General features: G+C 75.3%; 8 protein-coding genes. 3 read left to right on the top strand and 5 right to left on the bottom strand.

Translation table 11 applies throughout. The annotated features are described in order from the left end of the window. Positions 1–1,158: 1,158 nt before the first annotated feature. The 3 genes from ACWDBB_RS35310 to ACWDBB_RS35300 are packed head-to-tail and all read left to right on the top strand — an operon-like array spanning position 1,159 to position 9,462. Positions 1,159–3,966: an AAA family ATPase gene (locus tag ACWDBB_RS35310; protein WP_449793498.1), complete on the top strand. Its 2,808-nt coding sequence runs from the start codon at positions 1,159–1,161 to the stop codon at positions 3,964–3,966. A 46-nt stretch (positions 3,967–4,012) separates the two neighbouring features. Beyond that, complete coding sequence (locus tag ACWDBB_RS35305; RefSeq protein ID WP_449793497.1) at positions 4,013–6,637, top strand: AAA family ATPase; 2,625 nt, start codon at positions 4,013–4,015, stop codon at positions 6,635–6,637. Continuing rightward, positions 6,634–9,462: an ATP-binding protein gene (locus ACWDBB_RS35300; protein ID WP_449793499.1), complete on the top strand. Its 2,829-nt coding sequence runs from the start codon at positions 6,634–6,636 to the stop codon at positions 9,460–9,462. The genes ACWDBB_RS35305 and ACWDBB_RS35300 overlap by 4 nt, the downstream gene beginning before the upstream one ends. A gap of 94 nt (positions 9,463–9,556) precedes the next feature. Here the strand turns inward: ACWDBB_RS35300 and ACWDBB_RS35295 are convergent, their stop codons facing one another. The 5 genes from ACWDBB_RS35295 to ACWDBB_RS35275 form a co-directional block, all read right to left on the bottom strand. Next, a complete protein-coding gene (locus ACWDBB_RS35295) occupies positions 9,557–10,294 on the bottom strand; it encodes an AfsR/SARP family transcriptional regulator (RefSeq protein ID WP_449793496.1) in 738 nt (245 codons plus the stop codon). Positions 10,295–10,568: 274 nt separating this feature from the next. Further along, positions 10,569–11,081, bottom strand: a complete 513-nt coding sequence (locus ACWDBB_RS35290; RefSeq protein ID WP_449793495.1) for an allene oxide cyclase barrel-like domain-containing protein — start codon at positions 11,079–11,081, stop codon at positions 10,569–10,571. Positions 11,082–11,117: 36 nt separating this feature from the next. Then, complete coding sequence (locus ACWDBB_RS35285) at positions 11,118–12,674, bottom strand: FAD-dependent monooxygenase (RefSeq protein ID WP_449793494.1); 1,557 nt, start codon at positions 12,672–12,674, stop codon at positions 11,118–11,120. 5 nt (positions 12,675–12,679) lie between these two features. Then, positions 12,680–15,952: a type I polyketide synthase gene (locus tag ACWDBB_RS35280; RefSeq protein ID WP_449793493.1), complete on the bottom strand. Its 3,273-nt coding sequence runs from the start codon at positions 15,950–15,952 to the stop codon at positions 12,680–12,682. Positions 15,953–15,993: 41 nt separating this feature from the next. Next, positions 15,994–17,258: KR domain-containing protein (locus tag ACWDBB_RS35275; RefSeq protein ID WP_449793492.1), on the bottom strand; the 1,265-nt coding region annotated here is incomplete at its 5' end.

Below are 17,258 nucleotides of genomic sequence, written 5' to 3'. Positions count from 1 at the left end.
GCGCAAGCGTGTGCTCCTCGCCGCGTGACCGGCACCCGGCCCGGTCACTGCTGGTGACGGGTGGTCAGATCAGCACGGAAAGTGATCCAGAACCTCAATTCACCCGTTGCCGACAAGAACGGCAAGTTCGGGCGGTTCGGGCGGTGCTTTCCGGCGGCCCCTCAGCGGTGTGTGCCGGCGGCGGAGGAGGCCCCAGCGGCACGGTGCGCTGTTCCGGCGCCAGCTTGGCGCTGGCGGGTAACTCCGGGACCACGGACCCGGCCGGAGCCGTGGGTGCCGACGGCGTCACAGGCGTCTGGGCATGGCAGGCCGGTCCGGCTCGGGGCTCGTGTGCGCTGCTGTTCGTCGGCCTCGCCATCGGCCTCAACACGGCCTTCGACCGACTTGGGGCCCTCGTACGCAAAGCCCGCCGCCACGAGACTTGGTCGTGGCGTCGGGCCCCCTCATCTGCCCAGCCACTCGGGCGGGTGACGGCCGTCACCACCGGCCGCGTAGCGGGAGCGCGCGGTCCGGCGCGGACGGAGGTGCGACGTCCGCGACAGGCGGGGCCTGCGCCGCACCGCTGTGCCGGGCGCGGTTCGACGACCCCGACCCGGCCCGGCGCGAGGGGCCGGCCCGGATCCCCGCCCGCACCCTGGCGATCGCGGGCGGGGCCGCCAGCCCCGTCCCGCAGGAGCGGATCGCCGAACTCGCCCGGCAGATGCCGGACTGCCGCCTGGTCACCATCGAGGCCGGTCACCCGGTGCACAGCGCCCGGCCGGCCGAGTTCGTCGCCGCCGTGGCGCCCTTCCTGGAGCCTGAGGGCCGGCCGGTCCGGCGAACGGCTGTCGTCACATTCTCATCCGTCGGTCTTCGCGTGTGACCACCCGGCAGGAGGTCCCGGACGCCCTCCCCGGGAGTGCGCTGTGGGAGCCGGGCCTGTGCCCTCGTGATCAACTCTGGTCCGGGCGCGCCGTCTAGCGTGATTCCGGGTCACAGGCCGTCAGCCGGATTGCCGGAGGTCATGTCATGGAGTCGTCCAGTGCCGAGCGCCGTCGCACCGGGAACGCCCGCGCTGCGGTGGTCGTCACGGCCGTCGCCGGATCTGGTGGACGTTCAACGGAGGATCCGTACCGGCCCGTTCTCCAGAGGCGCCGGGCGAGAGGTTCCGCCCCGGCGGTGGAGTGGGACCTGGTCGGCCGTTCCTCGGAACTGGCCGTGCTGCGCGCCTGTGCCGAGCAGGCCCGCGCCGGGAAGGCGCGCTGCGTGGTGGTGCGCGGGAACACCGGGAGCGGGAAGACGGCGCTGCTCGACGGGTTCCGGCGCGACGGCGGCCCGGACGGGGCCACCGTGCTGTCCGCGGCCGGCCACCGCGCGACCGCGGAGACGCCGTACGCCACGGTCGGCCGGCTTTTCGGGGACCGGCGGGAGGCCGTACCGCCCAGCCGGGAACGGCTGGTCCCGGCGGCTCCGTCCCCCGGGCCCCTGGTGCTCGTCGTCGACGACGCCCAGTGGTGCGATGAGCGTTCCCTGCGCTGGCTGGAGTCCCTCCTCCACCGGCCGGAGGGCCTGCCCCTGCTGGTCGTCCTGGCCTGGGGCGGTCGCGGCAGCGGTCCCGGTGGTTCCGCCGGCCGGGCGTTCGACAGGATCGTCCGCCACCCGGGGACCCGCCTGCTGCCGCTCGGGCCGCTGACCGAGGCCGACGTGGCCGTGGCCGCGGCACGTTGCCTGGGGCGGACGCCCGGCGCCGCCGCCGTGCGGCGCTGCACGGAACTCTCCGGCGGGAACCCCTCGCTGCTCCGGCGCATCCTGACGCGGCTGCGCAGGGACGGCGTACCGCCCGGCCCCTGTGCCGCCGCCGACGTCGACGCGGCGTGGCACCGGATCCACGCCTCCTTGGTGCGGGCACACCTGAGAGGCCTGTCGGCGACGGAACTCCGGGTGGTGAGCGCCGCGGCCGTGCTCGGTTGGACGGGTCCCCCGGCGGCCGCCGAGGCGGGCACCGGTCCCGTCGCGCTGCCGACTGGCACCGGTCACGTCGCGTCGCCCGAGCGCGTCGGCGCGCTCGCCGGCGTACCGGCCCTCCTGGTGTCGGCGGTGCTCGCCGGCTACCGCGACGGCGAACTCCTGGCCTCCGGGGGCCTGGAGGCCCTGCGCGCGGCGGTCCTGGAGGCCATCCCGGCCGGGGAACTGGTCCGTCTACGCACCGACGCGGCCCGGCTGCTCAACGACGAGGGCTTCGCGGCCCCGGAGGTGGCGGGCCACCTGCTCCTGTTACCCCGGCTAGACGAGGGGTGGATGCGCGGCGTCCTGCGTGACGCGGCCGAGCTGGCACGGCGGCACGACGACCGGTCCCGGGCCACCCCTTACCTGCGACGGCTGCTGGAGGACGAGAGCGATGAGCGCAGTCGCGTGCGCACCGGGCTGGAACTGGCCGGAGCGCTGGCCGCCACCGATCCCGAGGCCGCGCTGGACACCCTGCGGAGCCTGCTGGACCGGACCACTGACGTCCGGCTGCGGGCGTCGGTCGCGCTGCAGTTCGGGATGACCGCGCAGGCCGTGGGCCGCCCGGCGCTCACCGTACTCTCCCGCGCCCTCGACACGCTGCGCGCCGCACTGAGCCCGGACGGCGACGAGGCCAGCCGTGACCTGTGCTGGAGGATCGAGTCGGCCGTCCTCTCTGCCGGGTTGCACGAGAAGCCGGCGTTCGCGGCCGTGCGGGAGCGGGCCCGTGCCGCCGTGGCGCGGGAGCCCGCCGAGTCCGCCCAGGGCGGCAGCCTGCTCGTGCGGGCCCAACTGGGCGCCCTGGAGGGCGCGTCCGCCCGCGAGGTCGTCGGCCTCGCCGCCCGGGCCATGGGCGCCGCGGGCTCCGGTGCCCCGGACTGGATGCGGGTCCAGGCAGCTGTGCTGTTCCACCTGGCCGACGAGCCCGGCAGGGCACTGGAGACGCTGGAACCGGCGATGGCCGTCGGCAACGGATGCCTGCCCCGTTGGTGGCTGCTGGCGGACCGGTCGATGGTGCGTCACCGGCTCGGCGACATCCCCGCCGCCGTCGCCGACGCGCGGGACGCGCTGGAGTGCATGGGCCGTCCCCGGCGGAGCCCCGGCTTCGCGCTGCCGTTCATCGCCTGGGCTGCCGTCCAGAGCGAGCAGGGAGCCACCGAGGCCGCCAGGGCGGCCCTTGCCAGGGCGGCCGAGTCCGGCCTGGGCCAGTCGGTCCTCGGGCAGTCCTGGTACTTGACGACCTGGGCCCGTCTCCGGCTCCGCGCGGGTGACCCGGAAGGCGCGCTGGTCCGAGCCCGCCGCTGCGAGCGCTGGTTCGCGGAGGCGGGCATGGGCGACCCGGCATGGGCGTCCTGGCGCACCGTGGCCGTCAGGGCCCTGGCCGAGCTCGGCCGCCCCACCGAAGCCGTCGGCCTCGCCGAGGAGGGCCTGGAGCTGGCCCGCCGCTGGGGCACCCCCCACGCGCTCGGGCACGCGCTCCTCGCGGCGGGCACGGCGGCCCGCGGCGACCGCCGCGTGGACCTGCTGGCCGCCGCCGTCGAGACCCTCTCCCGCTCGCAGGCCCGGCTGGACCGCGCCCGCTGCGAACTTCTGCTGGGCAGGGAGCTGTCGGGGCGCGGCGACGCCGCCGGCGCCCGCGCGCACCTGTTGCGCGCGCACGAGACGGCGCGCCGCTGCGGCTCGCGCCGGCTGGCGGCCAGGACCCGCGAAGCGCTGGCCGCCGCGGGTGCCGACCGCCGACGCCGGCCCCTCGCCGGCGCCGAGCCGCTGAGCGGAACCGAGTGGCAGGTGGCCGAGTCCGCGGCGGCAGGCGCCACCAACCAGGAGATCGCCGAGACCCTGTTCCTCTCCCGGCGCACGGTGGAGACGCATCTGACTTCCACCTACCGCAAACTCGGGCTGGCCGGCCGGACCGACCTGCCCGCCGCGCTCCGTGGCCTCGCACAGCCTGCCGCCCGCGCCGCCACCCCGGTTGCTTCGTGACCGGCGGCACGGCGGGGACGGCGGCTCCCACAGCCGGGCGGGGCCGGTGACCGGTGAGAACGTCCTCGTCGAACGGGACGGGGAGACGGCACTCCTGCGCGAGGCCGTCGACGGGCTGCGCTCCGGCCGCTCGGCGGTGATCGCGGTCGAGGGGCTCCCCGGCACCGGGCGCAGCGCGCTCCTGCGGTACGCCAGCGCGGCGGCCCTCGACGCGGGACTCGCCGCCGCGTGCGCGTACGGCTCCCCGGCCGAGACGGACCGGCCCTTCGGCATCGTCTCCCAGCTCCTCGCCCGCCTGGACCCGGACGACGCCGACGACGCCGACGACCCGGCCGACCGGCCACTGCCCCTGACGTGCCAGACCTTCCTCACGGCCGCGCGCGAGCGGCCGCTGCTCCTCGCCGTCGACGACGTGCAGTGGGGCGACACGGACTCGCGAGGGTGGCTGGAGAGCATGGCGCGGCGCACCCGCGGCGCGCCCCTCGTCCTCCTGGTCGCCGGAACGCCCGGATCGGTACCAGCCGCCCTCCCGAGCACGGCCGCGCATCTCGCACTGCGGCCCCTGACCCGGAAAGGAGTGGCCGGGATGCTGGCCGCCCACTGCGGGGGGCCCGTCGAGGAAACGTTCGCCGAGGCGGCCTTCGCCGCGTGCGAGGGCAACCCGGCGGTGCTGCGCTCTTTGCTGGCCTCGCTGGCGGCCGACGGCCTCGGCCCCACCGCTGATGCGGCGGCCGGGCTGCCGGCGCGCGCGGCCGAGGCGGTGGGCGAGCGCACCGCCAGACTCGTGGACGGACTCGGTCCCGAACCCGCCTCCCTGCTGCGCGCGATCGCCGTGGGCGGCCCCCATCTCGGCCTGCCCCAGCTCTGCGAACTGGCCGGACTGCGCACGCTCCCCGCTCCCCGCGCGCTGCGCCTGCTGGCCGGTGCCGGTCTGGTCCCGGACGCGGACCACCCGAGCGCGCCGCCGGGCGTGGTCGACCAGGTGCTCGCCGGACTCACCGTGCGGCAGCGCGAGGACCTGTACACCCGCGCCGCCGCACTCGGCCACCGCACGGCCCTCCCCGACGCACCGCTGGCCGAACTGCTCCTGGGCGCCCGGCCCAGCGGGGCCGGATGGGCGGCGGACGCCCTGTCCGGCGCCGCCGCGCGGTACCGGAGCACCGAACCCGCCCGCGCGGCCCGCTTCCTGGAACGCGCGCTCGCCGAACCGCTGGAACCCCACCAGCGGGCGCGGCTGCTCGTCGACCTGGGCTCGGCCGCCTTGACGGACGCCCCCGACAGCGGCGAACGCGCCCTGTGGCGCGTGCTGTACGGCCCGGAGCGCGACGTGCCCCCCGCGGCCCGGCTGCGCGCCGCAGACCTGCTCGCCGCGTGGGGCCACGCGGCCACGGTACGCCGCGGCACGGCGGCGGCCTGGTCGCTGCCGGGGGCCGGCCGGGCGGAACGGAGCGCCTTCCAGGCCCTGCACTGGCTGACCGGAGGCGGAGCGCCGACGGAGGAAGGGGTCGACGTCCCGCCCGTACCGCCGCTGTGGGGGCCACCGGAAGGACCCGCCCAAGCGGGCGTCCTGGCCCTGCGCTCGGCCCTCGCCCAGACCCTGCCGCTCGCCCGCGTACGCACCCTGGCCGAGGCCGCTCTGCGCCCCGACAGCGCCCATCCGGCGCTGTTCACCACTCGGTTGGCGGCCTGCTACGTCATGGCCCTGACGGACGCGTACGAGGAGGCGGCGGCCGGTCTCGACGGGATCGTCGACGAGGCCTGGAGACAGGGCGCGGACCCGGCCGTCGCGGCGGCGCTGAGCCTGCGCGCGGCGGTGGCGCTGCGCCGGGGATGGCTGGAGGAGGCGGACCGGGACCTCGCGGAGGTCGAGCGGGCGGCGATGCCCGGCCCCGCGACCGTCAAGGCCAGACCGATGATCGTGGCCATGCGCCTGCTGCTGCACCTGGAGCGGGACGAGGTGGACGAGGCGGGCCGGTGCGCGGCGGCCGAGATGCCCGTACGCGCGGTGAACGGCATGTGGTGGCCGATGTTCCTCCACGCCAGGGGCCTGCTGGGGCTGCGCACCGGAGACCACGAGGCGGCCCTGTCCGACCTGCTGGAGTGCGGGCGCGGGCTGCTGGCCAGGGGATGGACCAACCCGGCCGTCGTGCCGTGGCGTTCGGCCGCGGCCGTCGCCCGGCTGGGCTGCGGGGACCGGGCCGGAGCCGAGCGCATGGCGGCGGCGGAGCACGCGGCGGCCGAGGCGTGGGGGAGTGCGAGCGCGGTCGGCACGGCCCTGGTCGCCCTGGGCCGGGTGACCGAGGGCGAGCGGTCCCGCGAGGCCAGGGCCGCGGCGGCCCGGCTGCTGCGGGACGCCGCCCCACCAACGTGGCAGACCCCCCGTCGCGCCCGCCGGGTCCGGGAGCTGACCGGCGAGCCCCGTACCCTCCCGGCGCCGTTGGACGCCACGACGGAGCCGACCGGCCTCCGCGGGCCGGCGGCCGGGCGGGAACTCACCGCGGCCGAGCGGCGCATCGTCGAACTGGTCCGCGGCGGCATGACCAACACGGCCGTCGCCCAGCGGCTCTCAGTGTCCCGCCGGATGGTGGAGACACACCTGACCCGGGCCTACCGGAAGCTCGGCGTCTCCGGCCGGCGGGATCTCCCCCGCCTCATCCCCCGGAAGGACTGATCCCCCTGCTGCTCGAACGGGACACCGAACTGAGCGCGGTGGCCGACGCCCTGGACACCGCCGCGGCCCACGGCAGTTCACTGACCGTCGTCACCGGGGCCTGGGGCGCGGGCAAGACGGAGCTGCTCGACCACCTCCCGCAGCTCGCGGAGGAGAAGGGTGCACGGGTCCTACGGGCCGACGCGGCGCGGCCGGAGCGGGAGTTCCCCTTCGGCGTGGTGCGCCAGCTCCTCGAACCGACACTCGCGGGGGCCGCGGCCCGGGAGCGTTGGCTGAGTCCGGGCACCGAGGCCCTTTGGAGCGTCCTCACCGAGGAGACGCCCGTTCCGGAGGACGGCGCGCACCCGCGCCTGTTGCGGGAACTGCGCGCGCTGACCGCCCGCATGGCCGTCGACGAGCCGCTGCTGATCACGGTGGACGACGCGCACTGGGCGGACGAGGCCTCGCTGCGGTGGCTGGCGTACTTCGCCAGACGGCCCACCATGCGGCCCGTCACGGTCGTCGTGGCCCTCGCCGACGGCGACCCGGGGGCCCGGACACCCCTGGTGCGGGACCTCCTCGCCGCGGCCGGCCGCACCCTACCGCTGCGCCCGCTGTCCCATCAGGGCACCCGGGCCCTGGTGGAGCGGAGCTTCGGTGAGCCCGCGGACGACGGGTTCGCGCGGGCCTGCCACGACGCCTGCGGGGGCAACCCGATGATCACGGTCGCCGTCGGCCACGCCCTGCGCCGGACGGGGCTGCGGCCGGTCGCGGAGCACGGCGAGCGGGCCGCGCGGGTGAGCCCGCCCGCCCTCCAGGAACGGCTCGCCCTGCGCCTGGAACAACTCCCTTCGCCCCTGCCGGAATTCGCTCGGGCCGTGGCCGTCCTGGGGGAACAGGCCGAGCCGGAGCTCGTGGCGCGGCTCGCGGAACTGGACGCCGTCGGGTGCCGCGCGGCCGAACGGGCCCTGCGGGCGCTGGGCCTGCTCCGCCCGCGTCCCGGCTCGCCGGTGCCGGTCTTCGTCCACCCCGTCTTCCGGGCCGCCGCGGAGGAGAGCGCCACCGTCGAGGAACGGCAAGGGCTGCTCAGCCGGGCGGCCGTGCTCCTCCTCCGGGCCGACCACCCGGCCGAGCAGATCGCCGCCCGGCTGATGGCGACGGCACCCTCCGCCTCGTCCGACGCGCCCTGGACGGTGACCGTGCTGCGCGCGGCCGCCGAGTCCGCACTCGACCGCGGCGAGCCCGGGGACGCGGTGCGCTTCCTGCGCCGGGCCCTCCAGGAAGCCTCCACGGACGGCGACGACCGCGCCGTGGTCCTGGTGGACCTGGCCGGTGCCGAGCGGATCACCGACCCCTGGATGGCCGCGCGGCACGTCTCCCAGGCAGTGCCCCTGCTGCCCTCGGCCGAGCAGCGAGCGGCAGCGCTGCTGCGCATCCCGCCGCCCGTCCTCGACACCGCGACACCGCAGACGGTCGACCTGTTCCGCGAGGTCTTCGCCGCGCTCGGTCCCGACCGTGCGGCGTGCGACGCCGGACACGAGGTGGCGCTGCGGCTGGAGGCCCGGGTCCGCCGCGCGGAGCCCCCTGCCCCCGGACGGCTCGCGGACTCGGTGCGGCGACTGCGGGAACTGGGCCCGGAACCCGGGCTGGGGACCGGCGGGGAGCGTGAGCTCGTGACCGCGCTCCTGCACGACGCGGTGGTGGGGGCGGGGATCGCGCGGGAGGACGCCGTCCGGCTCGCCCGGCGAGTCCTGGAACGCGAACCGGCGGTGCCCGAGCTGTCGTACACCACCGTGCCCCTGCTGGCGATCACGCTCGTGGCAGCGGACGACCTGACCGACCTCGCGGCCTGGCTGGAGACGCGCCTGGCGCGCTCCGCACAGCAAAAGGCCCTGGTGTCCCAAGTGAGCACGGGGACCGAGCTGACCCTGGTGCGGCTGCGGTCCGGGGACGTGGCCGGAGCCCGGGCCCTGGCCCTGGATACCCACCGGCTCGCGGGGGAGCGGTGGGAGGATCGAACGGCGGCCGACGTCGCCCTGGCCGCCGTCGCCGTCGAGACCATGGACCTGCGGCTGTGCGACCGTCTCCTGGCGCAGGACTCCGGCTCCGCGTACGGAGAGGCCGCCGACGTCCACCGCGGCATCACCTACCGGATGCTCCGCGGCGTACGCGCCTTCCAGCGGCGCGACGACGCCACCGCCCTGGACCACTTCCTCGCCTGGGGCAGGCGGCTGGAGGGGGACGGCCGGCACAACCCCGCGCTCGGCCCGTGGCGTTGCTGGGCGGCCCTCGCCCACCGCCGCCTCGGCGACGTGCGGGCGGCCGAGGACCTGATGCGCGAGGAGTGCGAGCGGGCCCGGGCCTGGGGAGCCCCCGCCGCGCTCGGCCGTGCCCTGCGCGTGCACGGCACACTGGCCGGAGGGGAACGGGGAAGGGGGCTGCTGTACGAGGCGGTGGAGGTGCTGCGAGGCTCGCACCACCGCCTGGAACTGGCCAGAGCACTGGTGCGGCTCGGCGGCCGGGAGGCCGACGAGGGAGGCCCGCGGGCGGAGGAACTGCTGAGAGAGGGTGCCGCGCTCGCCGACGCCTGCGGGCTGCCCGGTCTCTCGGCCCGCGCCCGGGCGCTGCTGGGCGGACCGGCTCTTGACCCGGTCCACGGCCTGTCCCCGGTGCAGCTCACGGTGGCCCGCATGGCGGCCCGCGGGCTGTCGAACGGCGCCATCGCCGGCGAACTGGGGGTGACACGGCGCGCGGTGGAGAAGCACCTCACCGCCGTCTACCGCAAGCTGGCCGTCCACAGGCGCACGGAACTCTCCGGTGCACTGCGCACGCCCGGATCCGGCTGAGCCTCCCCGCCCGGCCGTCGAGCGTGCGGCCGCGCGGGGGAGGGCCGGGCGGAGCCCCGCGGCCGAAGCACCCGGAAGCCCGCCCGCGGTGCCGTCAGGCGGAAGCCCGCGCGTGCAGGTGGTCGTCCGCGGTGAGAATCGCGTGGTGGACCCGGCGGGTGGCAAGGCAGGGTTCGAGGCCGAGTTCTTCCCGGAGGGTGTTGCGGGCCACTTGGTAGACGTGCAGGGCGTCCGCCCGCCGATCGCAGCGGTGGAGCGCCAGGATGAGCTGCCGGTGGAATGCCTCGTGTAAGGGGTGCTGGCTGAATAACGAATAGAGTCGGCCCACCGCTTCACGGTGCCGGCCCAATGCCAGTTCCGATTCCATCCATTGCTCGGTGCAGTCCAGGCGGGCCTGGTCGAGCCAGTTCACGAAGCCGTTGATGATGGGGCCGCTGCGCAGTCCCCCGAGGGACGTCTCCTGGGACAGCTCCAGCGCGGAGCGGAGCTTCTCGACGGCCTCGTGGTGCGCCCCGGCCCGTGCCGCGGCGCGGCCCTCCTCGGCGAGCCAGCTGAACACGTGCGCATCGAGCTCGCCGGGCTCGACGTGGATGAAGTAGCCAGGGGAGCGCGTGACGATCGGGCTCCCGGCCATGCCGCAGGAGCGAAGGAACTTCCGCAGCTCGCAGATGCGGACGTGGACCGCCGTGGTGGCGCGCAGCGGTGAATCCCCGCCCCAGATCTCGGAAATGAGTTCCTCGAGCGACACCACGTGATTGGCCCGGACCAGCAGCGACGCGAGCACGATCTCCTTCTTGCGTGCCGAGAGGAAAACCGGCTCGCTGTCGTGCATGACGCGGAGCTTTCCAAGAATTCTGTAGCGCACGTGATGCTCCAAGTACTCAGGTAGGGCAGCCGTTTCGACGTCGTGGGGGAGCGGCGGAAAAAATCTGACGCAATGTCATCCAGCCGTATTGGGAACCTAACCGGCGCCGATCGGCGCGGTCAACGGAAACGGAAGAAGGCTGCGGTGCGGTTCGGACCGAACCTCCACCTGGTACGGAGGCGCCCCACGGTCTCGTTCGGAGGGGTGGTACGGGGGCGGCGGGCCGCCGCCCCCGGAGCGCTCATCGGCCGGGCGCACCGCACAGCACGAGATTCGCCTGGAACCGGTGGCGCAGCACCTCGCTGCGCAGTTCCCGCACGCCCACCTTGCCCATGTAGGAGCCGCCGGTGCCCACCGCGTGGAGCACCTGCCACTCGCCGGCGAGGATGGCGTTGACATCGATCCAGCCCGCCGTCTGGATCTCCCCGTCGGGCAGGGTGATCTCCTCCCGGTAGAAGGCCATCAGGTGGCCGTTGGACGGCTGCTTGACGACCTTCCAGCTGTGGCCGACGAGGTGGCCCACGGAGGTGCCGTCGGCGGTGAAGAACTCGTCGGTGTGCGTGCTGCGGTCACCGGCGTTGAAGCCGTCCTCCGAGACCGCCTTGTAGTCGAGGTTCACCGTCTCGGACAGGCCGGTGAGCGCGAAGCAGTCGCCTGCGGGCTTCTCCGACACGGTCATCGGCTCGGTGACCATCGAGGCCGCGCACTCGGGGCACATCTCCACCGCCGCGCGGAACGGGTCGATCAGATGCATTGTCAATTCCTTTCGGTTGCCTGGGACATGAAGGTGTCAGGAGGGAAGAGAAGCGGGAGTGTCCTGCGCGGAGGCGGCCCCGAACCAGCGGCCCAGGGCCGCCTCCAGCCCCCGCACGTCGGGTGCGAGGCCCTGCGGCGCGACCCAGGCGACGTGCCCGTCCGGCCTGATCAGCACGGCGGACAGGTCGTCGGCCGCGGCCTGCGGACAGGTGGCGGTGACCACGTCCAACCGGTCCGCCCAGCCCTCGGCGACGCCCTTCAACTCAGGCGCGCCCGCCAGGTCGAGCAGCACCCCGCGCGCCCGCTCCAGCAGCCGCAGGCTGCCGTATGTGGAGCCGTCCGGAGCTGTCAGCTCGCGGTGCGGCATGCGCTTGCCCACGAGCGGGTGCTCACCGCCGAGGTCGTACCGTACGTCGACGGCGCTGAGCTCCCCGGCCAGCCGGTCGTTCACCTCGACCGACTCCAGGGTCTCCGCGACGATCGTGCGCAGCGCGTCGATGTCGGGGCCCCCGGTCATCAGGACGTTCTGCGCCCGGGTGTTGAGCAGCACGCGGGCCGCGGCCGGGTGGCGCTCCTGCTCGTAGCTGTCCAGCAGGCCTTCGGGCGCCCGGCCGCCGACCTCGGCCGCGATCTTCCAGCCGAGGTTCACCGCGTCGTGCACCCCCAGGTTGAGCCCCTGGCCGCCGAACGGCGGGTGGACGTGCGCCGCGTCACCGGCGAGCAGCACCCGACCGACGCGGTACCGCGCCGCCTGTCGGGTGGTGTTGCCGAACCGGCTCAGCCACTGCGGCGTCGCGCCCGAGAGGTCGATGCCGGCGACGGCGGCGACGGTCTCGCAGACCTCCTCGAAGCTCGGCGCCGCGGCCCGTCGCACCGGCGGCCGGGTGAAGTCGCCGACGATGAACCGCAGCACGTCCTCGCCCGCCGTGGAGACCGCGACGGCGGAGACCGCGAGCCAGCCGCGCTCGCTCCGTACGAAGGGGAAAGGCCGCTGCGTCAGCCCGGGGAGGTCCCGGCTCACCCCGAAGACGTCGGCCAGCAGCACGTCCGCCGTGGCGTCGGTCCCGGGGAATTCGACGTCGAGGAGCGACCTGACCGTGCTGCGGCCGCCGTCGCAGCCGACGACGTACGAGCCCTGGAGCCGGTACGGGCCGTCCGGGCCCGTCACCTCCAGCTCCGCGCAGTCCGCGTCCTGGCGCAGCCCTGTCACCTCGTGGCCGCGCCGGACCTCGGCGCCGAGCTCCTCCGCCCACTCGGCGAGCACCCGCTCGATGCGCGCCTGGGGCAACAGCAGCACCGCGTGCGGGCTGTCGAGCCGACCGAGGTCGACGCCGACCGGCAGCAGCGCGAAGTGGCTGTAGCGGCCGGTTCGGCTGCCGGTGAACCGGTCGAGGATCCCGCGCTGGTCCCAGATCTCGATCGTCCGCGCGTACACCCCCGGCGCGCGCGACTCGCGTTCGCCGGTGAATCCCGGACGCCTCTCCAGGACCACCACCTCCACGCCCGCGAGCCGCAGTTCGGCGGCCAGCATCAACCCGGTCGGGCCGGCGCCGCAGACCACCACCGGTCGCCGGGTCTCGTTCGTCGTCATGCGGATCACTCCTTGGTGTGCAGAGCGCCGAGTACGGCGCGCAGGTAGCGGGCGAGGGACACGGGAGCCGGGTGGTCGTAGACGACGACCGGTTCCAGCAGCAGTCCGGTGGCCTCGCACAGGCGGTTGCGCAGGTCGAGGGCGGTGAAGGAGGAGAACCCGGCGTTCTGGAACGTCACCTCCGCCTCGACGGCGTCCGGCGTGTCGTGTCCGAGCACGGCGGCGGCGTGGGTGCGGATGATGTCCAGCAGGACGCGCTCCTGCTCCTCGTGGGAGGAGCCGGCGAGGCTCTCGCTCAGCCGCCGCTGTTTGTCGGTGTCCTCCAGGACCTGGGGCGGCTCGGCGGCCTCTTCCGGGGCGTCCGGGGCAGAACGGTTCCACCAGGCGGACAGGGCGGGCAGCACCTCGCCCAGCGCGGCCCGGCCGCCGTCGTCCAGTTCCAGGCGCTCCGCCAGCGCGTCCAGGTCCCCGCCCGTCACCGCGTTCCAGAACTCCGCCTCGCCCCCGCTCGCGCGGTGCGCGCCGCGGACGGCGGCCGACTCCAGCCAGTAGCGCCGCCGCGGGAAGGCGTAGGGCGGCAGGGCGACGCGGTGCCCGCCGGGGAGGACGGCCTCCCAGTCCACGTCCACGCCGTTGGCCCAGGCCCGGGCGAGGGCGTCCAGCGCGCGCGGGGCCTCGGGCCGGCCCTTGAGGAGCACCGGTGCGCACACCGTCTCACCAGGGGGCAGGCTCAGCTGCGCCATGGAGGTCAGCACGGCGTCCGGGCCGAGTTCGAGGTAGGTGGACACGCCCGCGTCCTTCAAGTGGCGGACGCCGTCGTGGAAACGGACGGTCGCGCGGATCTGCCCGGCCCAGTAGCCGGGCGAGCACAGCTCCTCGGAGGTGGCCGGGCGGCCGGTGACGAGCGAGACGACGGGGATCGCCGGCGGGTGGTACGTCAGCGTCTCGGCGACCGCCCGGAACTCCTCCAGCGCGGGCTCCATGAGCGGTGAGTGGAAGGCGTGGCTGACCTGGAGCGAGGTGGTCCTGCGCCCCTGCTCGGCGAAGTGCCGGGAGACCCGCTCGGTCGCCTCGCGCTCCCCGGACAGCACCAGCGCCCGGGGGCCGTTGACGGCGGCGATGCCGACGCTGTCCTCGTATCCGGCCAGCAGCGGCAGGACCTCCGCTTCCTCGGCCTCCACGGCGATCATGGCGCCCCCCGCGGGCAGCGCGTCCATCAGCCGTGCCCGGGCGGCAACCAGGGCGGCCGCGTCCGGCAGGTCGAGGACCCCGGCCACGTGCGCGGCGGTCAGTTCGCCGATGGAGTGCCCGGCGAGCCGGCCGGGTGTGATCCCCCAGTGCCGCAGCAGCCGGTACAGCGCCGTCTCCAGGGCGAACAGCGCGGGCTGGGTGTAGGCGGTGCGGTGCAGCAGCGCCGCCTCCGGGCTGTCCGGCGCGGCGAACACGACCTCGCGCAACGGACGTTCCAGGTGGACGTCCAAGTGGTCGCAGACCTCGCCGAACGCCTTGGCGAAGACCGGGAAAGCCTCGCTCAGTTCGGCCCCCATGCCCAGCCGCTGGCTGCCCTGGCCGGTGAAGAGGAAGGCGGTGCCGCCCGCCCCGGCCGCGGTACCGCGCACGAGCCCGGACGTGCCGCGGTCCCGCGCGAGGTCGGCGAGGGAGGCCATCAGTTCCTCGCGGTCCCGCCCCACGACCGCGGCGCGGTGCGGGAAGTGGGTCCGCGTGGTCGCCAGCGACAGACCGACGTCCGCGGCCCCGGTCTCCGGGTGGTCGAGCAGGTGGCGGTGCAGCCGCCGCGCCTGGGCCCGTACGGCGCCGCGGGTGCGGGCCGACAGCACCCACGGCAGCGGGCCTTCCTGCGCGGGCATCCCGGCCGCCGGCTCCTCGGCGGCGGGCGGCTGCTCCAGCACAAGATGGGCGTTGGTGCCGCTGATCCCGAAGGAGGAGACGGCCGCCCGGCGGGGGCGATCAGCGTCCGTCTTCCACGGCGCCGCCTCGGTGAGCAGCGAGACGGCCCCTGACGACCAGTCGACGTGCGGGGTGGGCTCGCCCACGTGCAGGGTCTTCGGCAGCACGCCGTGGCGCATGGCCAGCACCATCTTGATGACGCCGCCGACGCCCGCCGCGGCCTGGGTGTGGCCGATGTTGGACTTGAGCGAGCCGAGCCGGAGCGGCCGCTCGGCGGGCCGGCCGCGCCCGTAGGTGGCGAGGACGGCCCGGGCCTCGATGGGGTCGCCAAGGATGGTTCCGGTGCCGTGCGCCTCGACGGCGTCCACGTCGGCGGGGGTGAGGCGGGCGTCCGCGAGGGCCTGGCGGATCACCCGCTCCTGCGCGGGCCCGCTCGGGGCCGTCAGGCCGTTGCTCGTGCCGTCCTGGTTGACCGCGCTGCCGCGGACGACCGCGAGGATCCGGCGGCCGTTGCGCCGGGCGTCCGACAGGCGCTCCAGCAGCACCAGGCCCGCGCCCTCGGCCAGCCCGGTCCCGTCGGCACCGGCGGAGAAGGCCTTGCAGCGGCCGTCGGGGGACAGCCCGCGCTGGCGGCTGAACTCGACGAAGGTGTTGGGCGTGGCCATCACCGTGGCACCGCCCGCCAGCGCGAGCGCGCACTCGCGGCCGCGCAGCGCCTGGACGGCCAGGTGGATGGCGACCAGCGACGACGAGCAGGCGGTGTCCAGCGTCACCGCCGGACCCTCCAGGCCGAAGGTGAAGGAGATCCGGCCGGAGGCGACACTGCTCGACGTGCCGGTCATCAGCTGGCCTTCGAACTCCTCGGGTGCCTCGTGCGGGTGCGGCGCGTAGCGCATGTCCGCCACCCCCACGAAGACGCCCGTACGGCTGCCGCGCAGGGTCTCGGGGACGATGCCCGCTCCCTCGAAGGCCTCCCAGGCGGTCTCCAGCAGCAGCCGCTGCTGCGGGTCCATGGCGGTGGCCTCGCGCGGGCTGATGCCGAAGAACTCGGCGCCGAAGTCGCCCGCGTCGTGCAGGAAGCCCCCGCCGGAGGCGTACGTCGTCCCCGTTCGGTCCGGGTCGGGGTGGTACAGGGACGCGAGGTCCCAGCCCCGGTTGCGGGGGAAGGCCGAGACGGCGTCGGCCTCCGTCTCCAGGAGCCGCCACAGCTCCTCGGGGGTACGGACGTCCCCGGGGTAGCGGCAGCTCATCGCGACGATCGCGATCGGCTCGGCGGCCGCCTCCTCGGCCTCCCGCAGCTTCTCCCGGGTCTCCTGCAGGTCGGCCGTCACCCACTTGAGGTAGTCGAGCAGCTTCTCTTCGTTGGACACGGTGGGCTTCTCCTCGTCGGCATCGGTCGGTCGGTGGGACATCAGCGGCCCGTCGCCCGGCCGAGGCCGTTGTCGATCAGGGCGAAGATCTCCTCGGGCGACGCCTCGGCGATCCGCTGGGAATCGATCGGCCGGCCGGTGGCCGGCTCCCCCTCCGGCCGGCGGAGCCGGCCCCAGAGGGCCACCAGGTCCTCCAGCCGCTGGACGATCTCCTGCCGTACGTCGTCGTCCGCCTCGGCGGCACCACTCAGCACGGCTTCCACACCGGCCAGTTCGGTGAGTGCCGCGTCCGCGGCGGCGGGCTCGCCGGGGAGCAGCTCCCCGTGCAGATGACGGGCCAGCGCCTCGGGCGTCGGGTGGTCGAAGACGAGGGTCGCGGGCAGCCGCAGCCCGGTCGCGGCGACCAGCCGGTTGCGGAACTCCACGGCGGTCAGGGAGTCGAAACCGCTCTCCTTGAAGAGGCGCGCGGCGTCCACGGTGTCCGGCGTCGCGTGCCCGAGCACCGCGGCCGCGTGCCCGCGCACGAGATCGAGCAGCGCACCCTCCCGCTCGCCCGGGGGGAGGGCGAGCAGCCGGCGCTCCCAGGAGTCGGCCGGTGCGGCACCCCCCGCCGCCGCCACGCGGCGCACCGGGGTCCGCAGGACGCTCCCCAATACGGCCGGCAGGGTGCCCGACTCGGCCCGCTCCCGGAGCGCGGCCAGGTCGAGCCGGGCAGGCACGACGACCGGCTCGGCACCGGAGAGGGCCTGGTCGAACAGGGCGAGGCCGTCCTGCGCGGTGAGCGGGACAATGCCGCCGCGCGCCATCCGGCCCAGGTCCGCGCCGTCCAGGTGAGCGGTCATCCCGGAGCGCTGCTCCCACAGGCCCCAGGCCATCGACACGGCGGGCAGGCCCGCGCGGCGCCGCCGCTGGGCGAGGGCGTCGAGGAAGGCGTTGGCCGCGGCGTAGTTGGCCTGGCCCGCGGCGCCGACGGTGGCGGCGGCCGAGGAGAAGAGCACGAACGCGGACAGGTCGGCGTGGCGGGTGAGTTCGTCCAGGATCACGGCCCCGTCCACCTTGGGCCCGAAGACCCGGTTCACGTGGGCCTCGGTCAGTTCGGTGACGACGGCGTCGTCGAGGGTGCCGGCGGTGTGGATGACGGCGGTGAGGGGGTGTTCGGTGGGGATGGTGGTGAGCAGTGTGGTGAGGTCGTGGGGGTTGCTGGTGTCGGTGGCGGTGATGGTGATGTGGGCGCCGAGTGCGGTGAGTTCGGCTTCGAGTTCGGTGGCGCCGTTGGCGTTGGGGCCGGTTCGGCTGGTGAGGTGGA

It is taken from the genome of Kitasatospora sp. NPDC001095 (assembly GCF_053598615.1).
The sequence above is the reverse complement of the archived record's forward strand: the minus strand, read 5'-3'. Positions and strand labels throughout refer to the sequence as shown.